Annotated in this window: 16 protein-coding genes and 1 pseudogene; 11 read left to right on the top strand and 6 right to left on the bottom strand. The window is 65.7% G+C overall.

From position 1 onward, the window contains the following. Positions 1 to 443: 443 nt before the first annotated feature. The 4 genes and pseudogenes from BLW57_RS42380 to BLW57_RS40940 all read left to right on the top strand — a co-directional run. Positions 444 to 593 (top strand): annotated as a pseudogene (locus tag BLW57_RS42380) (helix-turn-helix transcriptional regulator); the annotation flags it as partial. Between the two features lie 171 nt (positions 594 to 764). Then, positions 765 to 1,226, top strand: coding sequence for an NsdA family TPR-like regulatory protein (locus tag BLW57_RS42375; protein ID WP_256339881.1), 462 nt, complete (start codon positions 765 to 767; stop codon positions 1,224 to 1,226). A gap of 21 nt (positions 1,227 to 1,247) precedes the next feature. Further along, the gene (locus tag BLW57_RS42370) at positions 1,248 to 1,661 is read left to right on the top strand and encodes an NsdA family TPR-like regulatory protein (RefSeq protein WP_256339529.1); all 414 of its coding nucleotides are present in this window, start codon (positions 1,248 to 1,250) and stop codon (positions 1,659 to 1,661) included. Positions 1,662 to 2,811: 1,150 nt separating this feature from the next. Then, the gene (locus BLW57_RS40940; protein WP_143051612.1) at positions 2,812 to 3,366 is read left to right on the top strand and encodes a hypothetical protein; all 555 of its coding nucleotides are present in this window, start codon (positions 2,812 to 2,814) and stop codon (positions 3,364 to 3,366) included. 762 nt (positions 3,367 to 4,128) lie between these two features. Here BLW57_RS40940 and BLW57_RS19330 read toward each other — a convergent pair. From BLW57_RS19330 to BLW57_RS19315, 5 genes are all read right to left on the bottom strand, one after another. Further along, positions 4,129 to 4,920, bottom strand: a complete 792-nt coding sequence (locus BLW57_RS19330) for a hypothetical protein (protein WP_093476101.1) — start codon at positions 4,918 to 4,920, stop codon at positions 4,129 to 4,131. Positions 4,921 to 4,982: 62 nt separating this feature from the next. Further along, complete coding sequence (locus tag BLW57_RS40935; RefSeq protein WP_143050218.1) at positions 4,983 to 5,237, bottom strand: DUF7830 domain-containing protein; 255 nt, start codon at positions 5,235 to 5,237, stop codon at positions 4,983 to 4,985. Next, entirely contained in the window at positions 5,237 to 5,470 is a 234-nt protein-coding gene (locus tag BLW57_RS40930; protein WP_143050219.1) for a hypothetical protein, read from the bottom strand. Before BLW57_RS40930 ends, BLW57_RS40935 begins: the two co-directional genes overlap by 1 nt. 247 nt (positions 5,471 to 5,717) lie before the next feature. Next, on the bottom strand, positions 5,718 to 6,044 hold the full coding sequence (locus BLW57_RS40925; protein WP_143050220.1) for a hypothetical protein: 327 nt from the start codon (positions 6,042 to 6,044) through the stop codon (positions 5,718 to 5,720). 1,522 nt (positions 6,045 to 7,566) lie between these two features. After that, complete coding sequence (locus BLW57_RS19315) at positions 7,567 to 9,198, bottom strand: recombinase family protein (RefSeq protein WP_176985651.1); 1,632 nt, start codon at positions 9,196 to 9,198, stop codon at positions 7,567 to 7,569. Between the two features lie 51 nt (positions 9,199 to 9,249). Between BLW57_RS19315 and BLW57_RS19310 the strand changes: the two genes are divergently transcribed. Continuing rightward, positions 9,250 to 9,579 (top strand): antibiotic biosynthesis monooxygenase family protein, encoded by a 330-nt coding sequence (locus BLW57_RS19310; protein ID WP_093476095.1) that lies wholly within the window; start codon positions 9,250 to 9,252, stop codon positions 9,577 to 9,579. Positions 9,580 to 9,655: 76 nt separating this feature from the next. Here BLW57_RS19310 and BLW57_RS19305 read toward each other — a convergent pair whose 3' ends face one another. Further along, positions 9,656 to 11,935, bottom strand: a complete 2,280-nt coding sequence (locus BLW57_RS19305) for a (Fe-S)-binding protein (protein ID WP_093476093.1) — start codon at positions 11,933 to 11,935, stop codon at positions 9,656 to 9,658. Between the two features lie 211 nt (positions 11,936 to 12,146). Between BLW57_RS19305 and BLW57_RS19300 the strand changes: the two genes are divergently transcribed. The 6 genes from BLW57_RS19300 to BLW57_RS19275 all read left to right on the top strand — a co-directional run bounded on the left by BLW57_RS19300 (position 12,147) and on the right by BLW57_RS19275 (position 18,925). Then, on the top strand, positions 12,147 to 13,166 hold the full coding sequence (locus tag BLW57_RS19300) for an MraY family glycosyltransferase (protein WP_093476092.1): 1,020 nt from the start codon (positions 12,147 to 12,149) through the stop codon (positions 13,164 to 13,166). Positions 13,167 to 13,260: 94 nt separating this feature from the next. After that, positions 13,261 to 15,105, top strand: a complete 1,845-nt coding sequence (gene dnaK, locus BLW57_RS19295; protein WP_073887634.1) for a molecular chaperone DnaK — start codon at positions 13,261 to 13,263, stop codon at positions 15,103 to 15,105. Then, the gene (gene grpE / locus BLW57_RS19290; RefSeq protein WP_093476090.1) at positions 15,102 to 15,761 is read left to right on the top strand and encodes a nucleotide exchange factor GrpE; all 660 of its coding nucleotides are present in this window, start codon (positions 15,102 to 15,104) and stop codon (positions 15,759 to 15,761) included. The genes dnaK and grpE overlap by 4 nt, the downstream gene beginning before the upstream one ends. A gap of 39 nt (positions 15,762 to 15,800) precedes the next feature. Beyond that, positions 15,801 to 16,970, top strand: coding sequence for a molecular chaperone DnaJ (gene dnaJ, locus BLW57_RS19285; RefSeq protein ID WP_093476089.1), 1,170 nt, complete (start codon positions 15,801 to 15,803; stop codon positions 16,968 to 16,970). Positions 16,971 to 16,975: 5 nt separating this feature from the next. Next, entirely contained in the window at positions 16,976 to 17,428 is a 453-nt protein-coding gene (locus BLW57_RS19280; protein ID WP_093480775.1) for a heat shock protein transcriptional repressor HspR, read from the top strand. 390 nt (positions 17,429 to 17,818) lie between these two features. Beyond that, positions 17,819 to 18,925 carry a sugar ABC transporter substrate-binding protein gene (locus BLW57_RS19275; RefSeq protein ID WP_093476087.1) on the top strand — a complete coding sequence of 369 codons (1,107 nt, stop codon included), beginning with the start codon at positions 17,819 to 17,821 and terminating at the stop codon, positions 18,923 to 18,925. The last annotated feature ends 333 nt before the right edge of the window (positions 18,926 to 19,258 follow it).

The following is a 19,258-nucleotide window of genomic DNA, read 5'->3' as shown; positions in this document are numbered from 1 at the left end:
AAGTTGTCTCCCGCGCGGAATGCGGATCACTCCGGACCGCACGTCCAGGGCCCCGCCGTACTGGGTCCACCAGCCTTCGGGAGAGTCCGCGTACGGCCCATCCATGAGGCTGACTAGTTTCGGGTCGGGTAAGGCGCTCACGCGGGCGCTGGCGCGCTTTGCAGGGGACGTCATCGCGGGCACCGGAAATGCCGGTAAACAGCGACCGGTGATCCGGACTGCCTTTCGATGGTGGAGCGCCGGACTGGCTCAAGCCGTTCAATCCGCTGGTCGCACTCAGCGCACGTCGACCCCTCAGGCGCGTACGTGACGTAGTCCGCTTCGGGCGCTGCACTCGCTGCCATGTCATCCCCTCGCGTTCGGCCAAGACCCTCAGGCTCTCTCGGGTGTTGATTCAGCGAATAGCGGCCCCGTGTAGGCCGGCTGTCGGCCAGAATTGGGGCATGGGGAGCAGCATCGGGGCCAACATCCGGCGAGAGCGGGAACAGCGCGGGTGGAGCCAGGCACGACTAGCGCGTGAGGTCTGCCGGGCGGCAGGGGTAATCGGTGATCCGGTAGGACGGCAGGAAGTCAGCCGGTGGGAGACAGGGAAACGCACGCCTCGCGAATGGCTGCCGTTCCTCGCGGCTGCCCTGGGCTTGCCCCTGGACGCTCTGAAAGAGCCACAGGCGCCCGCTGAGCCGCCTTTGCCGACCCTGGCGGACTTCCTACCCGAGGGAGACCCGCTAGCACCTCTCAGCGCAGCCACAGGGCGCCGTATCGGCATGGGCCAGGTAGATGACCTACAGCAGCGCGTGCACGGTCTACGGCTCGCCGACGACGTCCTAGCCGGGGGCGATCTAATCCGGCCCGCGCTCCGCGAACTGCGTTCCGCCGTAAGGCTGTACCGCCAGGGAACCCACACAAGCGAAGTTGGCCGTCAACTGCTGCGTCAGATAGGTGAGTTGGCGCAAATCGCCGGATGGATCGCTAGCGACGCTGGTCAGCGCAGCGAGGCAGAGCGCATCTACAGGTTGGGGATAAGTGCAGCGAGGCAGGCGGAAGACCACACGCTAGCGGGCAATATCACCGGATCGCTGGCCTACCAAATGAGCAACACAGGGCGGGAAACCGAGGGGCTGACGCTGGCGCAGGCGGCGCTGCATGAGGCTGGCAGCGAGGCCCCGCCAAAGGCACGCGCCCTGTATCTCGATCGCGTGGCATGGGCCTACACCAAAGCGGGCTGAATCGAGAATGGGCAAGCCGCAATGCGCGCCCTGGGGGAAGCGGGGCAGGCGCTCAGCGAGGACAGCGAGGGAATCGAGTCACCGGCCTACATGTACTGGGTCGACGCTGGCGAACTGCGAGTCATGGAGTCCAGGGTTTACACCGAGCTGCACCGGCCTCTGCGGGCTGTTCCCTTGCTTCAGCAAGTGCTCAGCGAGTACGACGCAACTCATACCCGCGAAATGGCCCTGTACCTCTCTTGGCTGGCCGTGGCGCTGGTCGATGCAAACGAGCCTGAGGAAGCGGCAGCCGTGGCGGAACGGGTTATTACTCTATCATCTGACATACCGTCAGAGCGGACGTCGGAACGGGTGCGTGTCGTCCTAAGCCGGCTGCAGTGCTATGCCGACGTTCCGGAGGTTGCCGCACTACTAGTTGAGCATCCACCAGCCTAGAAGGGCACCAACTTAGCTGAGAATCGGTGCGCCACTTAACTCGACACGTCCTTCAAGTGATTCACCAGCCCACGGTGGTGGCTCTTCCGGTGCTCTTTGCGCTTATCTTGCCACCTCTTGTGCGGCTGCTTCTTCTGTCCCTCAGCAGGACATGCGAGGCTGGCCTTATCTGGATGTTCAGAGAGTTTATGTAGGGCGCAAGGGCCAGCCTGATCGAAAATGCCTCCGGATTGGTTGCCAGTGCTGTTGGCCTGAACCTGATTGTCTGACTGACTGTTGCTCTGGTAACTACCCGATTGGTCCCGTGTGTTGCTCAGGTGATTACCGGATTGGTCCTGTGTACTGCTCGACTGGTCCGGTGTGCTGCTGTTGTCTGATCCGCCCTGATCGCCGCTACCGCCTGCGTCATCCTGGATCACAGAAGATACCTGGCTAGATGTCTGGGGCGCGGCCGTAGCGACGATCGTGCCCGTTGAGACGGCGAACGTTGCAGCCAGGAAGGAAGCGCCGATAAGTCGAGGAATCTTACGACGTGAGATGCTGCTCATGATGGCCTCTAGGATGTAATGGCAACGCCAACTTGTTCTGGTACTGAAGGCAGCCAACGATTTCGGATCTGAAGCTCTGACTAGGTGCCGTACGTAACGCTAGTCAGTTTCCAGTCGAGCACCATGGGTCTTCCGACTATAAGTATGGGCCATAGGGTCCAATTAGGTTGAACGGGAAATGCCTTGCCTTGCAAATGTTGAATTTGCAACTCTTCCTGGGACGCTTCACATTCGAATGGAGCGCCCGATAGGGGCTCAGGGCTTCGGGTGACAGGGTCGCGCAGTGGGTTGGCCGGTGGTCGCCTACGGGCACTCGTCAGCGTGTGGCCGGTCACACCAGGGGTTAGCCGGGCTCCATTCGCGTGTACTTCCTTACGGGTGCAGCGCGTTGCCGACTATCTCGCTGTTGACGTCCTCCCGGACATGCGCTGGATGTCGCCCAGGCACCGGGTTGCGCTGCTGTGTCTGACGCTGATTCGGTCTTTCCTATGGCTCCTTCCGGGGGGCGTCACCCATCGCATGCCGGGGGACCCATCACCTACCAACTTTTGGGATGTGGCGACGCCCTTGACCCGCGCTCTGCCCGCCCCGAACATGGCGCCATGGATGCAGGAACAGCCGCCGTGCTAGGGGCACTTGCAGGTTCGGTCGCGACGATTGGCGCAGCGATGGCGGCGGGGTGGGCGCAGCGGGAAGGGGCGCGCATCGTTGCCCGCTCACAGCACAGACGGGAAATGAGGGAACCACGGCACGGTGCTTACGAGAAGTTCATTTCTTCAATGCTGAGTTTGCACGCCCAGACATCAATCTTTCAAGGTGATGCAGAAATGGTCCCTGAAGAAATGAGTAACGAGTCGTACAGTCAACTGCATCAGTTGGCAACCTCAGTTGAGCGAAACTCCGTGGCTGTAGCGTTGGCTGGCCCAAAGGAGGTGACTGAGGCGGCATTGAAAATTGCCCGAATGAGCGTTGAACTAGTCGGTCAGATTGGGTTCGTGCAGCTAGGAACCGACATGAGTGATGAGCGGCAGGTCAATAGATGGCGGTGGAGGCTGAGCAAAGTAATCGCCGATCACGCTGTACTGTTTGAAAATTCGCTAGATGATTTCGTATATCTTGCGCAGGCAGCCTTGGATGATGACGGCAGCGCGAACTAGGCGCTTCCCCTTGTTTGGCATCTCCGACGCTTACGGGCGTATTCTGCCTTGCATGCTCGACACCAGGGCTGAACACCACGTCGAGCCTCATAGGCGAACTCGCTGGCTGCTTTTTCCTGCTGGCAGCGAGAGCACCAGTAAGGCAGGTTATCCCAATACTGTGCGTAGGTTGCGTAGTCTTCCATCGAGTCACTTTCAGTTAATGTATAGCTGATTGGTGGTGTAGAACCAGTCTTTAAACTGGGCGCACTGGCCGGCGCCCTCCCCCGCGTTCATCTCCCCCAGGGGGTCAAGGGGGCACCCCCCACCCCCCGGAGTCACGTAGCGTGAGATAGCGAGCAAATACCTCGCGTGGTGGCTAGCATGAATGGCAACGATGACGGATCGTTCGCTAGCCATCAGCGCTGAATGCGTGTGGCCCTGGAGACCTAGCGCGACAATGTGGTATGCCAGCCAGCATCTGAGAAACGTGTGCAAGGCACGTACGCGGCTTGGCTCTGGGGCAGGCTCTCAAGGGCATTGGGTTGTCCTTGTGGGCATGGTGCAAACGACCCTCTATGGGGCTATGAACGGAACTTAGACGCCTCGCTGGGGACCCCGAGGGTGCCATTTCAACGTGCATTGATGGCAGCCCTTCGGAAATCGATGCCCCTTACGGCCAAAAAATAGCCCAATCGAACGTGCAGAGTCGTATTTTGCCTCCTTATTGGGACCGATCACGTACCAAAATTGGTAGGTGAGCGGCCCAATCAGGGGTTCGAACTACTTTTCTCCCAGCATGTGGCGCTTGTAGTTGGTGGCGGCAGCGCGAGCGCGCTTCAACTCGGTAACGGCCAGCGAGGTACGGCCAGCGGCAGCACGCTTCGGATCACCGGAATTGGCGGCAGCCCTGGTGACTTCGGCGCGCACCAGGGTCAGGATTGCACTACTGGTGACCGAATCAACGCCGTTGGCGGCCAAGAAGTCTGTCAGGTACGTCGAGTTTGCCACCAGAGCGCCTACAGCATCGTTGCGTTGCGCTGCGCGCTTTAGGACGTCGGCCAGTGCACCGGAGTTTCCGACATGGCGCTGAGTGAGCATCTGTAGATCGGCGCGAGCAGTCATACCGTCCGCAGCCGACAGTGTTGGGCGGGCCGCCTCATATAGCAGAGCGTCAGCCACCGTAATGCGCGCGTCCGCGTCTGCTAGGGACTCGCCAGCGGCTTCCTGAGCTGTCTTCATGGCCTCGCTGGCCAGCACCTCGCGCCCCTCAGGGTAAAGGCGAATGTCGTTGCGGAAACCGTCGGCGCGCTCGCGGGCCTGCTCGGCGGTCGTGATAGTGGACTCAATGGCGCTTGACGCAGCGCTGAGAGCCTGCCGGATGTCAGCGGGAAGGTTAGCGCTATAATCAGCCGAGTTTCTGAAGGCGGCAGTGTGCCGAGAAACGGCCCCAGGTAGGGCGGCAATAGCGGTGACTACGGGGTCCGGCGCTTCGGGCTTGACGTTGACCGGAATGGGGTTTTCCTCGCTGCCAACGGGCGCCATGGAGTTGCTTGTAGGGGTGATCTCAGGCATGAATCTGTTTCCCTTTCCTGGGATTAATGGTGTTGTGGCCCACGTACCAAAATTGGTAGGTGCTAGTTGGCGCCCTCAGGCGCATAGGCGTTGACTTCCAGAGCTACACGCGCCCGATATTCCTTGCTAGAGCCCGCATCGCGGCGCATCCGGCAATAATCCGAATTCCGGCCGTGCATGAAATGCGTTCGCTTATTGCCGCTGACACGCAGCGTGACAGGTGTCAGGCACGCGGTACAGATGAACGGGCCAGCGTCGCCCGGCGCGTCATGCGCTGCAAAAACCTGCATCCGGTATGGCGAGAGTGCGCCCAGCATCAGCCACGGCTCGCGTAGTAATTGGCCAGCGAACCGGTACGGGCCGCGAGTAGATCAGCGTGCGCCTGGACCAGGTCGGCGAAAACGCCGACAGCGTCGTTGCTTGGCTGGTCTTCAGCGTCGAGCAGATGGCGCCCCACCCTCTCGAACAGATCTGAGATTAGGTGCCGTTCGCGGGCCGGACGATTGACGTGCGGCGGGGCCAGGTCGGCAGGTGTGGGTATGTCGGTCACGGTGGTTCCTAGGGAAAGAAAGGCGGGAATGGCGGGCGGCGCGCTGACCATGGGATAGGTCGCAGCCGGCTCGGGCCCCGGAAATGGAAGAAGGCCCCCTAGGACCGGGAGACTCAGTGCCGCGAAACACGAGAGTCTCTACCGGTACCCAGGGGGCCCAGATTCGAGAGCGGAAGTAGCCAGCGCTAGGCGCCGTTCGCGGTGCTACGTAATCCGCACAGGAGGCCGTAAGGGCCTCACAAGATTACTAGCGGTTCGGATACCAGATGCGGTCGAGTGCCTTTCTGCGCAGCGTCTCAGCGTCCAGCGAGCACGGCGGGCAGTAGGGCCAGTAGTCGTGCACGTCATCGCTCCACAGGAAGAACTGCGGGCCCTCACGCTGGTCTAGAAAGGTGAGTTGCCATTCGGCGGCAGGGGCAGCGCAAAGGGCGCAGGCATGTTCGCTGGCCTCCCCACGCAGATACCGCACCTTGGCCAGCGCGTTGCGGTAGTCGTCGTGAGTCTTGGGGTTGCGCTTCGCGAGTCTGGCTAGACGCGCGTCGCGCTCGGCTAGTCGGGCAGTGAGTGAACGCATGCTGAAGTCCCTTCCAGGGAGTGGCTGTAGGGCCGTCTGACGGCCGAGGGGCGACGCCCTGGCACAAGCCCCAGGGCGAGGCTGTACGGGGTTCAGGTAGCCGTCTGGGCGCGTCGCTCAGCGCGGTAGTGGGCGACTCGGCAACGGTCGGAACAGAAGCGGCGGGGTCGGCCTGCACCCTCCCAACCGGTCGAGCTGTCGCAACCCTCGCGCGCACACTCGGCGTCCCAGCGCTGATTTTCCTTACGGGTCATCTCGCGGGCTAGTTCGTTTTGTAGCTCAGCGCATGTCTGGTCGGCGTCATTCGTGAAGTCGCAGTAGGACTGCTTGCCTCTCAGCGGGCGGAACGTGGCGCCACAGAGTCGGCAATGCCTCTCGGCAGGCTTCGGACCGGTGCGCCGTCTGGCACGCATCTTGCAGCGCGCCGAGCAGTAGCGGGCCTGGCGGCCGGATAGCCACGTGTCGCATTCCTCGCACGTGGGGGAGTCACTGAAACCGAGCATCTTGGGGGCGTTCCGTATCTCGATCAGGGGTTACCAGTTTTTGGTATCCCTTTGGGTTTCTATTAGGAATCTGATTTTTAGTAACCACAGATATAGATAAAGAACAGCTACTGAGGGTGGCTGGTTGGGTGGCCCTCTCCGCTGTCCTCAACCGCGTTGCCTCGCTCGCTGCGCGCGCTTCTTGCAGGCCCCGCAGCAGTACATGCGCGGGCGCCCAGTGGCAGGCTGCGTAACGGCCTCTCCGCAGACAGCGCAAGCCCCGTCGGTCCCTAGGGCTGTCTCGCTGCGTAGTGCGGCGGCTATGTGGTCCAGGATCCTGGGCGCATTGCCGGTCTCTCCATAGAGGGCACCCTCCAGGGCGGTCTGGGCTTCGCGCAGCAGGGCGATTAGTTCACTCTTAGTCATCGGGTTTCGTTCCATTCGGGGACATGGCCAGTTGTCCCTAATCCTGTTTCAAGGACGTTCGCGGAGTCTCTAAAGTGGTTTCGGGGTCAACGTCCGCATCCGAAAGTCACTAAACGAGCGCATAAAGAGGCCGCCCAGCGCATTGCCGGACGGCTCATTTGCGGGATTGGGGTTAAGCCGGCACTAGGCCAGCCTTTCGCTTAGCCTGGCGCTCAGCGTGCAGGCCGAGCATTGCCAGTCGCTTTGCCTGTAGGACGGGGTCGCTGCCCATGTCCGACTGGAATGCACGCACGAGGCGGCCACGGTGAGAGTTCTCCGATGCCCAGGACATGATCACCTTCAACATCTCTTCCGCTGCCATGGTGTCTGCCTCTCTCCTCAGTGGACTTGTCTCGGTTCACAGTGGGACTAGCGGCCCGGTTACCTGGGGCCAGCGAGATAGCAAATCTGACGAGCCGTCACGTACGGGGATGGGCGCCCCAAGTGGCGCCAACGGTTAGGTGCGTTATCAATGCGTTATCTTTGGCTGTGTGCCCGTCTGGGGGCAGCAAGCGGCCCCGCCCAGCAATCCCACCAGGGATGCCGGAACGGGGCCGTGAGGGGCGCTCGGGCGCCTAGCTGGCCGGTGCCCCCGCCCAATGCACAGTCACTCGATCCTCTGTGTTCGCGTTCCGTCCACGGCCAATGGACTTAGCGACGGTGATGCGATCGGCGAAGAACGCCAGGAATCTACGTCGTTCCTCCAGGTCCCAACTGCCCCATGTGGAGTCCGGTCCGATGGGGTCGCCCTCCGGTTCCGTCCACTCCGAGGGAATGGCAATGGCGCCGCTCTCATCCCGTTCCAGTTCGGATACTCGCCCACTCACGCGAGCCTCATGCGCAGTCAGCCGGTCGACGGATTCAGCGAACATGGCCGTTCCGGTCGCCCCCGCGTAGAGCCCTGCCTGCCGGTCGGCATACAAAGTGCGCAGCGCTTCCCGTACGTGTTCCAATTCGGCTCGCGCGGCAGTCAGTTCGGCCTGTCGCTCACCCGTGTCAGCCTGTGCGGCAAAGCGGCGCGCTGCCTCCGCAAGCCATTCGAGGTCTTCAGGGTCTCTAGGGTCCAGCGCAGTCAGACGGGACCAGACGGTGCGGGCCACGACGTCGTCAGCCGCTGCCATGTTGATGGCGAGGCCGCCATGTCCAGCCACGGCGCCGGACTGGGCACGGTTGCACCGGTAGAGCTGCGTACCGTTCCGCTTGTCGGTGACCATAGATGAGCCGCAGACCCCGCAGAACAGCATTCCTGCCCCACCGAGCAGCGAGGGGACCGAACGGCCACCCTGCTTTACGACCTGGGGCGCTCGGCCGCCCAGGACGTCCTGGAGACGCCACCAATCCTCGGCAGGGACGATGCCCTCATGTGCCAGCAGCGGGGCGCCGGAAGCGTCGCGCAGGATGACGCGCTTAGTTCCCTGGCGTTCAGCGGCGTAGCCAGCGAGACGGGGGTCACGCAGGATGCGCAGCACGGTTGAAGAGCCCCAGGCGGTTCGCTCTAGCGGCTTGCTTATGCCCCTGGCCCGTCGGGCATTTACGCGGGCTGTCATGTCTGCCGCTTTGGTGGGCACCCCGTCTGTGTTGAGTTTGCGAGCGATAGCGGAGGCGGCCATCCCTGCCAAGGCCCACTCGACCATCTGACGTACGTGGGGTGCTTCCGCCGGGTCCGGAACCAGCTTCACTACAACCAGTTCCCCGCGCGGCTCACGGGTCGATTGGAAGCCGTAGGGGGCCATGCCCGAGACATGCGAGCCAGCGGCGCGGAGCGTTTCTTTCGTTGCGGTGATGTACGCCGACTTCATGTCGCTTTCCTGCTGAGCCAGAGCAGCGATGAGCCCGAAGATCGCCACTCCCATGGGGGTGGACGTGTCCAGGTACGGTTCTTCGACGCTGACGAGTAGCACGCCGTGTTTGGCGAGTTCCTCGTTGATGAGCATTGCTTCGAGGGCGCCTTGACGGGTGAGGCGAGACAGGGAGAACACGACCACTGCGTCCACGTGACCGGCGCGAACGGCGGCCATCATTTCCTCGAATTCGGGCCGGACGACTTTCGGGTCCCATCCTGACTTGCCCACGTCGGCGAAGTGTCCGGCGTTGTCCCAGCCCTTTGCGGTGATCAGTGCCTCGCACTTGGTTCGCTGGGCTTCGGGGGACGACGCGGAATCGTCTTCCCGCCGCTTGGACTGTCGGATGTAGGACACTGCGCGCACGTGGTCCAGGTTAGGGGTCCAGCCGGGGCCCCGCTTAGAGAGAGGTGTCATGTGCCTAGTGTTGTAAAAATCAACGTGCTGACCGTTCCCGCCGAGCAGCGGGAGGTGCTGGAGAAGCGGTTCGCCTCGCGGGCCCACGCCGTGGAGAACTCCGACGGCTTCGAGTGGTTCGAGCTGCTGCGGCCCGTGGAGGGCACCGACCAGTACCTCGTGTACACGCGCTGGCGGGACGAGGAGTCGTTCCAGGCGTGGATGGAGGGACCGATGAAGACCGCGCACCAGGGCGGCGGCGAGGGTGCCGAGCGGCCCCGGCCGGCCGCGTCCGGCTCCACGCTGTGGTCCTTCGACGTGGTCCAGCAGGCGGGCCCGAAGGGCGCGTAGCGCGCCGGCGCCTCGCGCACACGACAGCGCCCCCTGCCTGTGCGGGTCAGGGGGCGCTGTCGGGTCTCGGGGGCGGTTACTTGACCGGCTCCGGTTCCGGGGCGGTCTCCGAGTCGGCCGTGCCCGCCGGGGGCTCGTCGTCGGTGACCGGGGTCCTGACGGAGTCCAGCAGGAGCTGGGCCACGTCCACGACCTGGATGGACTCCTTGGCCTTGCCGTCGTTCTTCTTGCCGTTGACCGAGTCGGTCAGCATGACGAGGCAGAACGGGCAGGCGGTGGAGACGATGTCCGGGTTGAGGGCGAGGGCCTCGTCGACGCGCTCGTTGTTGATGCGCTTGCCGATGCGCTCTTCCATCCACATCCGGGCGCCGCCGGCGCCGCAGCAGAAGCCGCGCTCCTTGTGGCGGTGCATCTCCTCGTTGCGCAGGCCCGGGACCTTGCCGATGATCTCGCGCGGAGGCGTGTAGATCTTGTTGTGACGGCCCAGGTAGCACGGGTCGTGGTAGGTGATGATGCCCTCGACCGGGGTGACCGGGATCAGCTTGCCCTCGTCCACCAGGTGCTGGAGCAGCTGGGTGTGGTGGATGACCTCGTAGTCGCCGCCGAGCTGCGGATACTCGTTGCCGAGGGTGTTGAGGCAGTGCGGGCAGGTGGCGACGATCTTCTTCGCCGCCTTCGGCTTCTTGGTCGACTCGTCCTCGTCGTCCTCACCGAAGGCCATGTTCAGCGCGGCGACGTTCTCCATGCCGAGCTCCTGGAACAGGGGCTCGTTGCCCAGACGGCGGGCGGAGTCACCGGTGCACTTCTCGTCGCCGCCCATGATCGCGAACTTGACGCCCGCGATGTGCAGCAGCTCGGCGAAGGCCTTGGTGGTCTTCTTGGCGCGGTCCTCCAGGGCGCCGGCGCAGCCGACCCAGTAGAGGTACTCGACCTCGGTGAGGTCCTCGATGTCCTTGCCGACGACCGGGACCTCGAAGTCGACCTCCTTGGTCCACTCCAGGCGCTGCTTCTTCGCCAGGCCCCAGGGGTTGCCCTTCTTCTCCAGGTTCTTGAGCATCGTGCCCGCCTCGGACGGGAACGCGGACTCGATCATCACCTGGTAGCGGCGCATGTCGACGATGTGGTCGACGTGCTCGATGTCCACCGGGCACTGCTCGACGCAGGCGCCGCAGGTGGTGCAGGACCACAGGACGTCCGGGTCGATGACGCCGTTCTCCTCGGCGGTGCCGATCAGCGGGCGCTCGGCCTCGGCGAGGGCGGCGGCCGGAACGCCGGCCAGCTGCTCCTCGGACGCCTTCTCCTCGCCCTCCACGGTCTTGCCGCCGCCCGCGAGCAGGTAGGGCGCCTTGGCGTGGGCGTTGTCGCGCAGCGACATGATCAGCAGCTTCGGCGACAGCGGCTTGCCGGTGTTCCAGGCGGGGCACTGCGACTGACAGCGGCCGCACTCGGTGCAGGTGGAGAAGTCCAGCAGGCCCTTCCAGGAGAACTGCTCGACCTGGGAGACACCGAAGACGTCGTCGTCACCGGGGTCGGTGAAGTCGATCGGCTTGCCGCCGGAGGTCATCGGCAGCAGGGCGCCCAGGGAGGTCTCACCGGTGGCGTTGCGCTTGAACCAGATGTTGGGGAAGGCCAGGAAGCGGTGCCAGGCCACACCCATGTCGGTCTTCAGGGCGACCGTGATCATCCAGATGAACGAGGTCGCGATCTTCAGGCCGGCGAAGAAGTAGGTGAGGTTCTGGAGCGTGGAGACGTCCATGCCCTCGAGCCAGTTCACCACCGGGTACGAGATGAAGAACGAGCTCTCGTAGCCGTCCACGTGGTGCTGCGCGCCTTCGAGGGCGTGCAGCATGAAGATGCAGACGCCGACGATGAGGATGACGGCCTCGACGAAGTACGCCTGGCCGAAGTTGGAGCCGGCGAAGCGGGACTTGCGGCCCGGGTTGCGCGGGTGGCTCAGCTGGCGGATCGCGATCAGGACGAGGATGCCGACGATCGTCATGGTGCCGATGAACTCGACGTAGACGTTGTACGGCGCCCACTCGCCGATGATCGGCAGGATCCAGTCCGCCTCGAACAGCTGCCCGATCGCGTTGACGATCGTCAGCAGCAGGGTGAAGAAGCCGACCGCCACGAACCAGTGCGCCACGCCGACGATGCCCCAGCGGTTCATCCGGGTGTGGCCGAGGAACTCCTTGACCACGGTGATGGTGCGCTGTGTGGGATCGTTGGTCCTCGTGCCTGCCGGCACCGGCTGGCCCAGCCGCATGAAGTTGTAGATCTGCAGGAGGGCGCGGCCGAACAGTGCCACGCCGACCACGATCAGGACCAGCGACACGATGATCGCGGCGAGTTGCATTGGGGGCTCCTGAAGCGGCCTCGAATTTAACCGAGCGACATTACTAAGCGGTAACTTATGCAGTCCGTCTGAGACTACCCCCATCTTCCGCCGGGATGCAGCAGAGCGCGGGGTGATCTGAGTCGCTGAGGGTGACCTGCCTGCTCCTTCTGCAGGCAATCCGATCGTGTTATTCATCCCGAATTGATACGTTCGCCCCTACCTTAGAGCCGTGCTCTACGGGATCGCCGCCGCAACCGCCGCCCTGCTCCTCGCCGCCGTGCTCGCGGCGCTGCTGCGGGCGCCCGCGCTGCGGCTGGGCGTCCGCGACCGCCGCCGGCAGCGGCCCCTTCCGGTGCTCGGCGGGCTCGCCGTCGTGATCGTCACCTGTCTCGTCGCCTGGACGGGGGAGTGGACCCGCGTCGCCCCGCTCGGAGACGGCGTGGGACGGCTGTTGTTCGCCGCCGCCGGGGTCGCCGCGCTGGGTCTGGTGGCCGACGTCTGGCGGCTGCGCGCGCGGGTGCTCGTCGCCGGTACGGCCGTGGCAGCGGTCTGCGTGGTCCCGTACGACGAGACCGGGGTGCCGGGCGGGATGCTGGCCGTCGTCTGGATCGTGGTCGCCTCCCTCGCCTTCCGGGGGCTCGACCACGCCGACGGGCTGGCCGGGACGGTCGGGGTGGTCACGGCCTTCGGCGCGGGGGCCTGTGCCGCCGCCGAGGTGATGGACGGACTCGCCGTGCTGCTCAGCGTGTTCGCCGCCGCCCTCACCGGATTCCTGATGCACAACTGGCATCCCGCGCGGGTCGGTATGGGGGCCTGCGGGTCGCTGTTCACCGGATTCCTGCTGTCGTCCTCGGTTGTCTTCACGCGCGCGGGGTACGCGATCGGGCCGAGCGCCGCCGTGGTCTGCTGCCTCGGCGCGGTCGCCGCCGCGGACGCCGTGCTCGTGGTCCTCACCCGGGCGGTGGCCCGGCGTCCGCTGCTGCGGCAGCGCCCGGACCACCTCGCGCACCGGCTGCGGCGGCTCGGGCTCACCCCGCAGGGGAGTGTCGTGCTGCTGGGCGCCTGCTCCTTCTCGGCGGTGCTCGTCGGGGTGCTCGTGCACACCGGGTGGACCGGCGACGGGGCCGCGCTGTGGGTGGCGGGAGGGGCGCTGCTGGCGGTCCTGGTACTCCTTCGGATCCCTGTCCGACCACCCAGGCGAGCGCCGTCGACGCAGGTCACAGGCCCGTTGCGTGTAAGGAACGGATAAGACTTGAGTCCGTACGGCTCAGGTCTGTTGACCCAGAGAATCCTCTCGTGCACACTTGAGCCTGTTCCACTCAAGTCAGCTGGAGGAATCAACCATGGCACGTGCGGTCGGCATCGACCTGGGCACGACTAACTCCGTCGTCAGCGTTCTGGAGGGCGGCGAGCCCACCGTCATCACCAACGCCGAGGGTGCCAGGACCACGCCGTCCGTCGTCGCCTTCGCGAAGAACGGTGAGGTGCTCGTCGGCGAGGTCGCCAAGCGCCAGGCGGTCACGAACGTGGACCGGACCATCCGCTCGGTGAAGCGCCACATGGGCACCGACTGGAAGATCCAGCTCGACGGCAAGGACTTCAACCCGCAGCAGATCTCCGCGTTCATCCTGCAGAAGCTGAAGCGGGACGCCGAGTCCTACCTGGGCGAGAAGGTGACCGACGCGGTCATCACCGTCCCGGCGTACTTCAACGACTCCGAGCGTCAGGCAACCAAGGAGGCCGGCGAGATCGCCGGTCTGAACGTCCTGCGCATCGTCAACGAGCCCACCGCGGCCGCCCTGGCCTACGGCCTCGACAAGGACGACCAGACGATCCTCGTCTTCGACCTCGGCGGCGGCACCTTCGACGTCTCGCTGCTGGAGATCGGCGACGGCGTCGTCGAGGTGAAGGCCACCAACGGTGACAACCACCTCGGTGGTGACGACTGGGACCAGCGCGTCGTCGACTACCTGGTCAAGCAGTTCCAGTCCGGCCACGGCGTGGACCTGTCCAAGGACAAGATGGCCCTGCAGCGTCTGCGCGAGGCTGCCGAGAAGGCCAAGATCGAGCTGTCCTCGTCCACCGAGACCTCGATCAACCTGCCCTACATCACGGCGTCCGCCGAGGGCCCGCTGCACCTGGACGAGAAGCTCACCCGGGCCCAGTTCCAGCAGCTGACGGCCGACCTGCTGGAGCGCTGCAAGACGCCGTTCCACAACGTCATCAAGGACGCCGGCATCAACCTCTCCGAGATCGACCACGTCGTTCTCGTGGGTGGCTCCACCCGTATGCCCGCCGTCGCCGAGCTCGTCAAGGAGCTGACCGGCGGCAACGAGGCCAACAAGGGTGTGAACCCGGACGAGGTCGTCGCCATCGGCGCCGCCCTCCAGGCCGGTGTCCTCAAGGGCGAGGTCAAGGACGTCCTGCTCCTCGACGTCACCCCGCTGTCCCTCGGTATCGAGACCAAGGGCGGCATCATGACCAAGCTGATCGAGCGCAACACCACGATCCCGACCAAGCGGTCCGAGATCTTCACGACGGCCGAGGACAACCAGCCGTCCGTGCAGATCCAGGTCTACCAGGGCGAGCGCGAGATCGCGGCGTACAACAAGAAGCTCGGCATGTTCGAGCTGACCGGTCTGCCGCCGGCGCCGCGTGGCGTCCCGCAGATCGAGGTCGCCTTCGACATCGACGCCAACGGGATCATGCACGTGACCGCCAAGGACCTGGGCACGGGCAAGGAGCAGAAGATGACCGTCACCGGCGGCTCCTCGCTGCCGAAGGACGAGGTCGACCGGATGCGCCAGGAGGCCGAGAAGTACGCGGAGGAGGACCACGCCCGCCGCGAGGCCGCCGAGACCCGCAACCAGGGCGAGCAGCTGGTCTACCAGACCGAGAAGTTCCTCAAGGACAACGAGGACAAGGTCCCCGGTGAGATCAAGACCGAGGTCGAGGCCGCGGTCGGCGAGCTGAAGGAAGCCCTCAAGGGCGAGGACACCGCCGAGATCCGCACCGCCACCGAGAAGGTCGCCGCCGTCTCCCAGAAGCTGGGCCAGGCCATGTACGCCGACGCCCAGGGCGCGCAGGCCGCGGGCGGCGCGTCCGCCGGTGCCGACGAGGCCAAGGCCGACGACGACGTCGTCGACGCCGAGATCGTCGACGACGAGCGCAAGGACGGTGCCGCGTGACGGAGGAGACCCCGGGCTTCGAGGAGAAGCCCGACGTCCCCTCCGGCGCCACCTCTGACGACGCCGAGCCGAAGGCCGCCCCCGAGGAGGGGGCGGCCCCGGCCGGGGACGCGACCGCAGACGCCGGTCTGGTCGCCCAGCTGGACCAGGTCCGCACGGCGCTGAACGAGCGCACGACGGACCTCCAGCGCCTCCAGGCCGAGTACCAGAACTACCGCCGCCGGGTCGAGCGCGACCGGATCGCGGTCAAGGAGATCGCCATCGCGAACCTCCTGACCGAGCTCCTGCCCGTGCTCGACGACATCGGCCGCGCGCGGGAACACGGCGAACTGGTGGGCGGCTTCAAGTCCGTCGCCGAGTCGACGGAGACCGTCGCGGCGAAGTTGGGGCTGCAGCAGTTCGGCAAGGAGGGCGAGCCCTTCGACCCGACGATCCACGAGGCCCTGATGCACTCGTACGCGCCGGACGTCACCGAGACGACCTGCGTGGCGATCCTGCAGCCCGGGTACCGCATCGGCGAGCGCACCATCCGCCCCGCGCGGGTGGCCGTCGCCGAACCGCAGCCCGGCGCGCAGACCGTCAAGGCCGAGGGCGCCGAGGAGAACACCGCGCCGAGCGGCGACGACAAGGAGAACGGTGGCCCGGAGGAGGGCTGACGTAATCACCGACGACGCAGGAGAGGAGGGACGTCGAGGATGAGCACCAAGGACTTCATCGAGAAGGACTACTACAAGGTCCTCGGCGTCCCCAAGGACGCCACCGAGGCTGAGATCAAGAAGGCGTACCGGAAGCTCGCCCGCGAGTTCCACCCGGACGCCAACAAGGGCAACGCCAAGGCCGAGGAGCGCTTCAAGGAGATCTCCGAGGCGAACGACGTGCTCGGCGACCCCAAGAAGCGCAAGGAGTACGACGAGGCGCGCACCCTGTTCGGCAACGGCGGCTTCCGCCCCGGGCCGGGTGCCGGCGGCGGCTCCTTCAACTTCGACCTGGGTGACCTCTTCGGAGGCAACGCCCAGAGCGGCGGAGGCTTCGGCGGCGGCATCGGAGACGTCTTCGGGGGCCTGTTCAACCGGGGCGGCACGGGCACGACCCGTACCCAGCCGCGGCGCGGCCAGGACATCGACACCGAGGTCACCCTCAGCTTCACCGAGGCGATCGAGGGCGCGACGGTCCCGCTGCGGATGACGTCCCAGCAGCCCTGCAAGGCCTGCTCCGGCACCGGCGACAAGAACGGCACCCCGCGGGTGTGCCCGACCTGTGTCGGCACCGGGCAGGTCGCCCGGGGCTCGGGCGGTGGTTTCTCGCTCACCGACCCCTGCCCCGACTGCAAGGGCCGCGGCCTGATCGCCGAGCACCCCTGCCTGGAGTGCAAGGGCAGCGGGCGCGCCAAGTCGTCGCGCACGATGCAGGTCCGCATCCCGGCGGGCGTCACCGACGGGCAGCGCATCCGGCTGCGCGGCAAGGGAGCGCCCGGCGAGCGGGGCGGCCCGGCGGGCGACCTGTACGTCACCGTGCACGTCGGCGAGCACCCGGTGTTCGGGCGCAAGGACGACAACCTCACCGTCACCGTGCCGGTCACGTTCGCCGAGGCGGCTCTCGGCGGCGAGGTGCGGGTTCCCACCCTCGGCGGCCCCGCCGTCACCCTGAAGCTGCCGCCCGGCACTCCGAACGGCCGCACGATGCGGGCGCGGGGCAAGGGCGCGGTCCGCAAGGACGGCACCCGCGGCGACCTGCTGGTCACCGTCGAGGTGAGTGTTCCCCCGGACCTGTCGGGGAAGGCTCGTGACGCACTGGAGGCGTATCGCGAGGCGACCGCGGGCGAGGACCCGCGGGCGGAGCTGTTCGAGGCCGCGAAGGGAGCTTGAGAGTGATGGACGGCCGTCGGCGTAATCCGTATGAACTGACCGAGGAGACCCCGGTCTACGTCATCTCGGTGGCGGCCCAGCTCTCCGGACTCCACCCGCAGACGCTGCGCCAGTACGACCGCCTGGGGCTGGTCTCCCCGGACCGCACCGCGGGCCGGGGCCGCCGCTACTCGGCCCGCGACATCGAACTGCTCCGTCAGGTGCAGCAGTTGTCGCAGGACGAGGGCATCAACCTGGCCGGCATCAAGCGGATCATCGAGCTGGAGAACCAGGTCGCCGCGCTCCAGTCCCGCGTCGCGGAGATGGAGGCGGCCCTGGACGGCGCGGCGGCCGCGATGCGGCAGCGCGAGGCCGCCGTCCACGCCTCCTACCGCCGCGACCTGGTCCCGTACCAGGAGGTCCAGCAGACCAGCGCGCTGGTGGTGTGGCGGCCCAAGAGACAGCAGCAGCCGGACTGACGCGCACGGCACGACACGCATCGACGAGAGGGGCCCGGACGTCCGGGCCCCTCTCGTCGTGCCGGGCGGTGGTCGCGGCTGTGGCCGAGTTCGTTCGGTCCTCTGCTCGAATCGGGAGAAGCGGTACGCGCGGCCCCGGATCGCGGCCCCGGGCGTACGGCCCCGGTTGTCCGGATCTTTACCCTCCCGTGAACTCCGCTTGGATGGAGGGTCCGTAAAGAGAGTTTGGAGGCGATTCCGCTGACCCTTCACAGGAGAAGCGGAGTGTGGTGTTGCGGACTCGTTAAGTGATTCCGCTTGACGTCGGTGGGCGGCTCCAAGTTGTCTTTTCAGACACCTGGGTCGTATAGCAGCGCCCACGTCCGGAACACACCTGAAGTGAGCCCTCGAATGCGTCGTATCGCCATATCCGTGGCTTCGTCCACGTTGATCCTCTCGGTCGCCGGCTGCGGCGTACTCGACGCGACGGGGGACGGCGCCAGCGCGAGCCCCACGAAGGGCGACGACGTGACCGTGGGTCTGCTCCTGCCGGAGAAGGCCAACACCCGCTACGACAAGTTCGACTACCCCATCATCAAGAACAAGGTGGCCGAACTCACCAAGAAGCACGGCAAGGTGGAGTACGCCAACGCCGACGCCAGCGCCACCCGCCAGGCCGACCAGCTCCAGCAGATGATCGACGACAAGGTCGACGTCATCCTGCTCGACGCCGTCGACTCGCACGCGGTCGTCGACGGTGTGAAGAAGGCCAAGGACGCGGGCATCCCGGTCATCGCCTACGACCGTCTCGCCGAGGGCCCGATCGACGCCTACATCTCCTTCGACAACGAGCTCGTCGGCGAGGTGCAGGCCCGTACCCTGCTGGGGGCCCTGGGGTCGGGCGTCGACACCTCCGACAAGATCGTCATGGTGAACGGCTCGCCCACCGACCCGAACGCCAAGCAGTTCAAGCAGGGCGCGCTGTCGGAGCTGAGCGGCAAGGTGACGATCGCGGACTCCTTCGACACGAAGGAGTGGAAGCCGGAGATCGCCGAGGCCCGCATGGCCGAGGCGATCGCCAAGATCGGCAAGAACAACATCGCCGCCGTCTACGCCGCCAACGACGGCATGGCGGGCGGTGTCATCAAGGCCCTCAAGAACGCCGGCGTCACCGACCTGCCCCCGATCACCGGCCAGGACGCGGAACTCGACGCGGTGCAGCGGGTGGTGGCCGGCGAGCAGTACATGAGCGTCTACAAGTCCTACCCGGACGAGGCCGAGGCCGCCGCGCAGATGGCCGTCACCAAGGTCCAGGGCAAGGACATCCAGTTCGACGCCCTCACCCAGGACAAGGTCGACAGCCCCACCGCCAAGGACATCCCGTCCAAGCTGGTCCAGGTGAGCGCGCTGACCCAGGACAACATCAAGGACACCGTCATCGCGGACGGCATCTACAGCGTCGGCGACATCTGCACCGCCAAGTACAAGGCGGCCTGCTCGGCGATCGGCCTGAAGTAACGCCCGGCCGCCCGGCGGCCGCCCGACCTCGAGCCGTACGACCCCGTGTCGTACGGCTCGAAGCCGTGGGGCGGGCACCGGCCCCTGCGGCCCTCCCCGCATCGCACCACCCCCGTGGGAGCGATGCGGCGGCCCCGGCGGGGCGGGGGGTGCCCGGGCCGGGGCCGCTCCGGATGCCCGTGGCACCCGGGGGAAGCGGGAACAACGATGCACCGGTGATGGCCGGACCACCACCATCATCTTGTTGCAATGCGAGGTGCGGAGCCTGGACGAAACATGGGCATAACGTCGGTTTACGGCGGCCCTCGTGGGGGGAGCCGTGTTGCGGACCCG

It is taken from the genome of Streptomyces sp. 1222.5 (assembly GCF_900105245.1).
Taxonomy (GTDB): domain Bacteria; phylum Actinomycetota; class Actinomycetes; order Streptomycetales; family Streptomycetaceae; genus Streptomyces; species Streptomyces albidocamelliae.
Note: the sequence above shows the minus strand (reverse complement) of the source record. Positions and strands in the feature narration are given on the sequence as shown.

Bases quoted from the DNA above. Each gene is read 5' to 3' on its own strand.
- BLW57_RS19280 (WP_093480775.1), top strand. From the start codon at position 16,976: ATGGACGGCCGTCGGCGTAATCCGTATGAACTGACCGAGGAGACCCCG.
- BLW57_RS19305 (WP_093476093.1), bottom strand. From the start codon at position 11,935: ATGCAACTCGCCGCGATCATCGTGTCGCTGGTCCTGATCGTGGTCGGC.
- BLW57_RS19275 (WP_093476087.1), top strand. From the start codon at position 17,819: ATGCGTCGTATCGCCATATCCGTGGCTTCGTCCACGTTGATCCTCTCG.
- BLW57_RS40935 (WP_143050218.1), bottom strand. From the start codon at position 5,237: ATGCTGGGCGCACTCTCGCCATACCGGATGCAGGTTTTTGCAGCGCAT.
- dnaJ (WP_093476089.1), top strand. From the start codon at position 15,801: ATGAGCACCAAGGACTTCATCGAGAAGGACTACTACAAGGTCCTCGGC.
- BLW57_RS42375 (WP_256339881.1), top strand. From the start codon at position 765: ATGGGCCAGGTAGATGACCTACAGCAGCGCGTGCACGGTCTACGGCTC.
- BLW57_RS42370 (WP_256339529.1), top strand. From the start codon at position 1,248: ATGCGCGCCCTGGGGGAAGCGGGGCAGGCGCTCAGCGAGGACAGCGAG.
- BLW57_RS40940 (WP_143051612.1), top strand. From the start codon at position 2,812: ATGGATGCAGGAACAGCCGCCGTGCTAGGGGCACTTGCAGGTTCGGTC.
- dnaK (WP_073887634.1), top strand. From the start codon at position 13,261: ATGGCACGTGCGGTCGGCATCGACCTGGGCACGACTAACTCCGTCGTC.
- BLW57_RS19330 (WP_093476101.1), bottom strand. From the start codon at position 4,920: ATGCCTGAGATCACCCCTACAAGCAACTCCATGGCGCCCGTTGGCAGC.
- BLW57_RS40925 (WP_143050220.1), bottom strand. From the start codon at position 6,044: ATGCGTTCACTCACTGCCCGACTAGCCGAGCGCGACGCGCGTCTAGCC.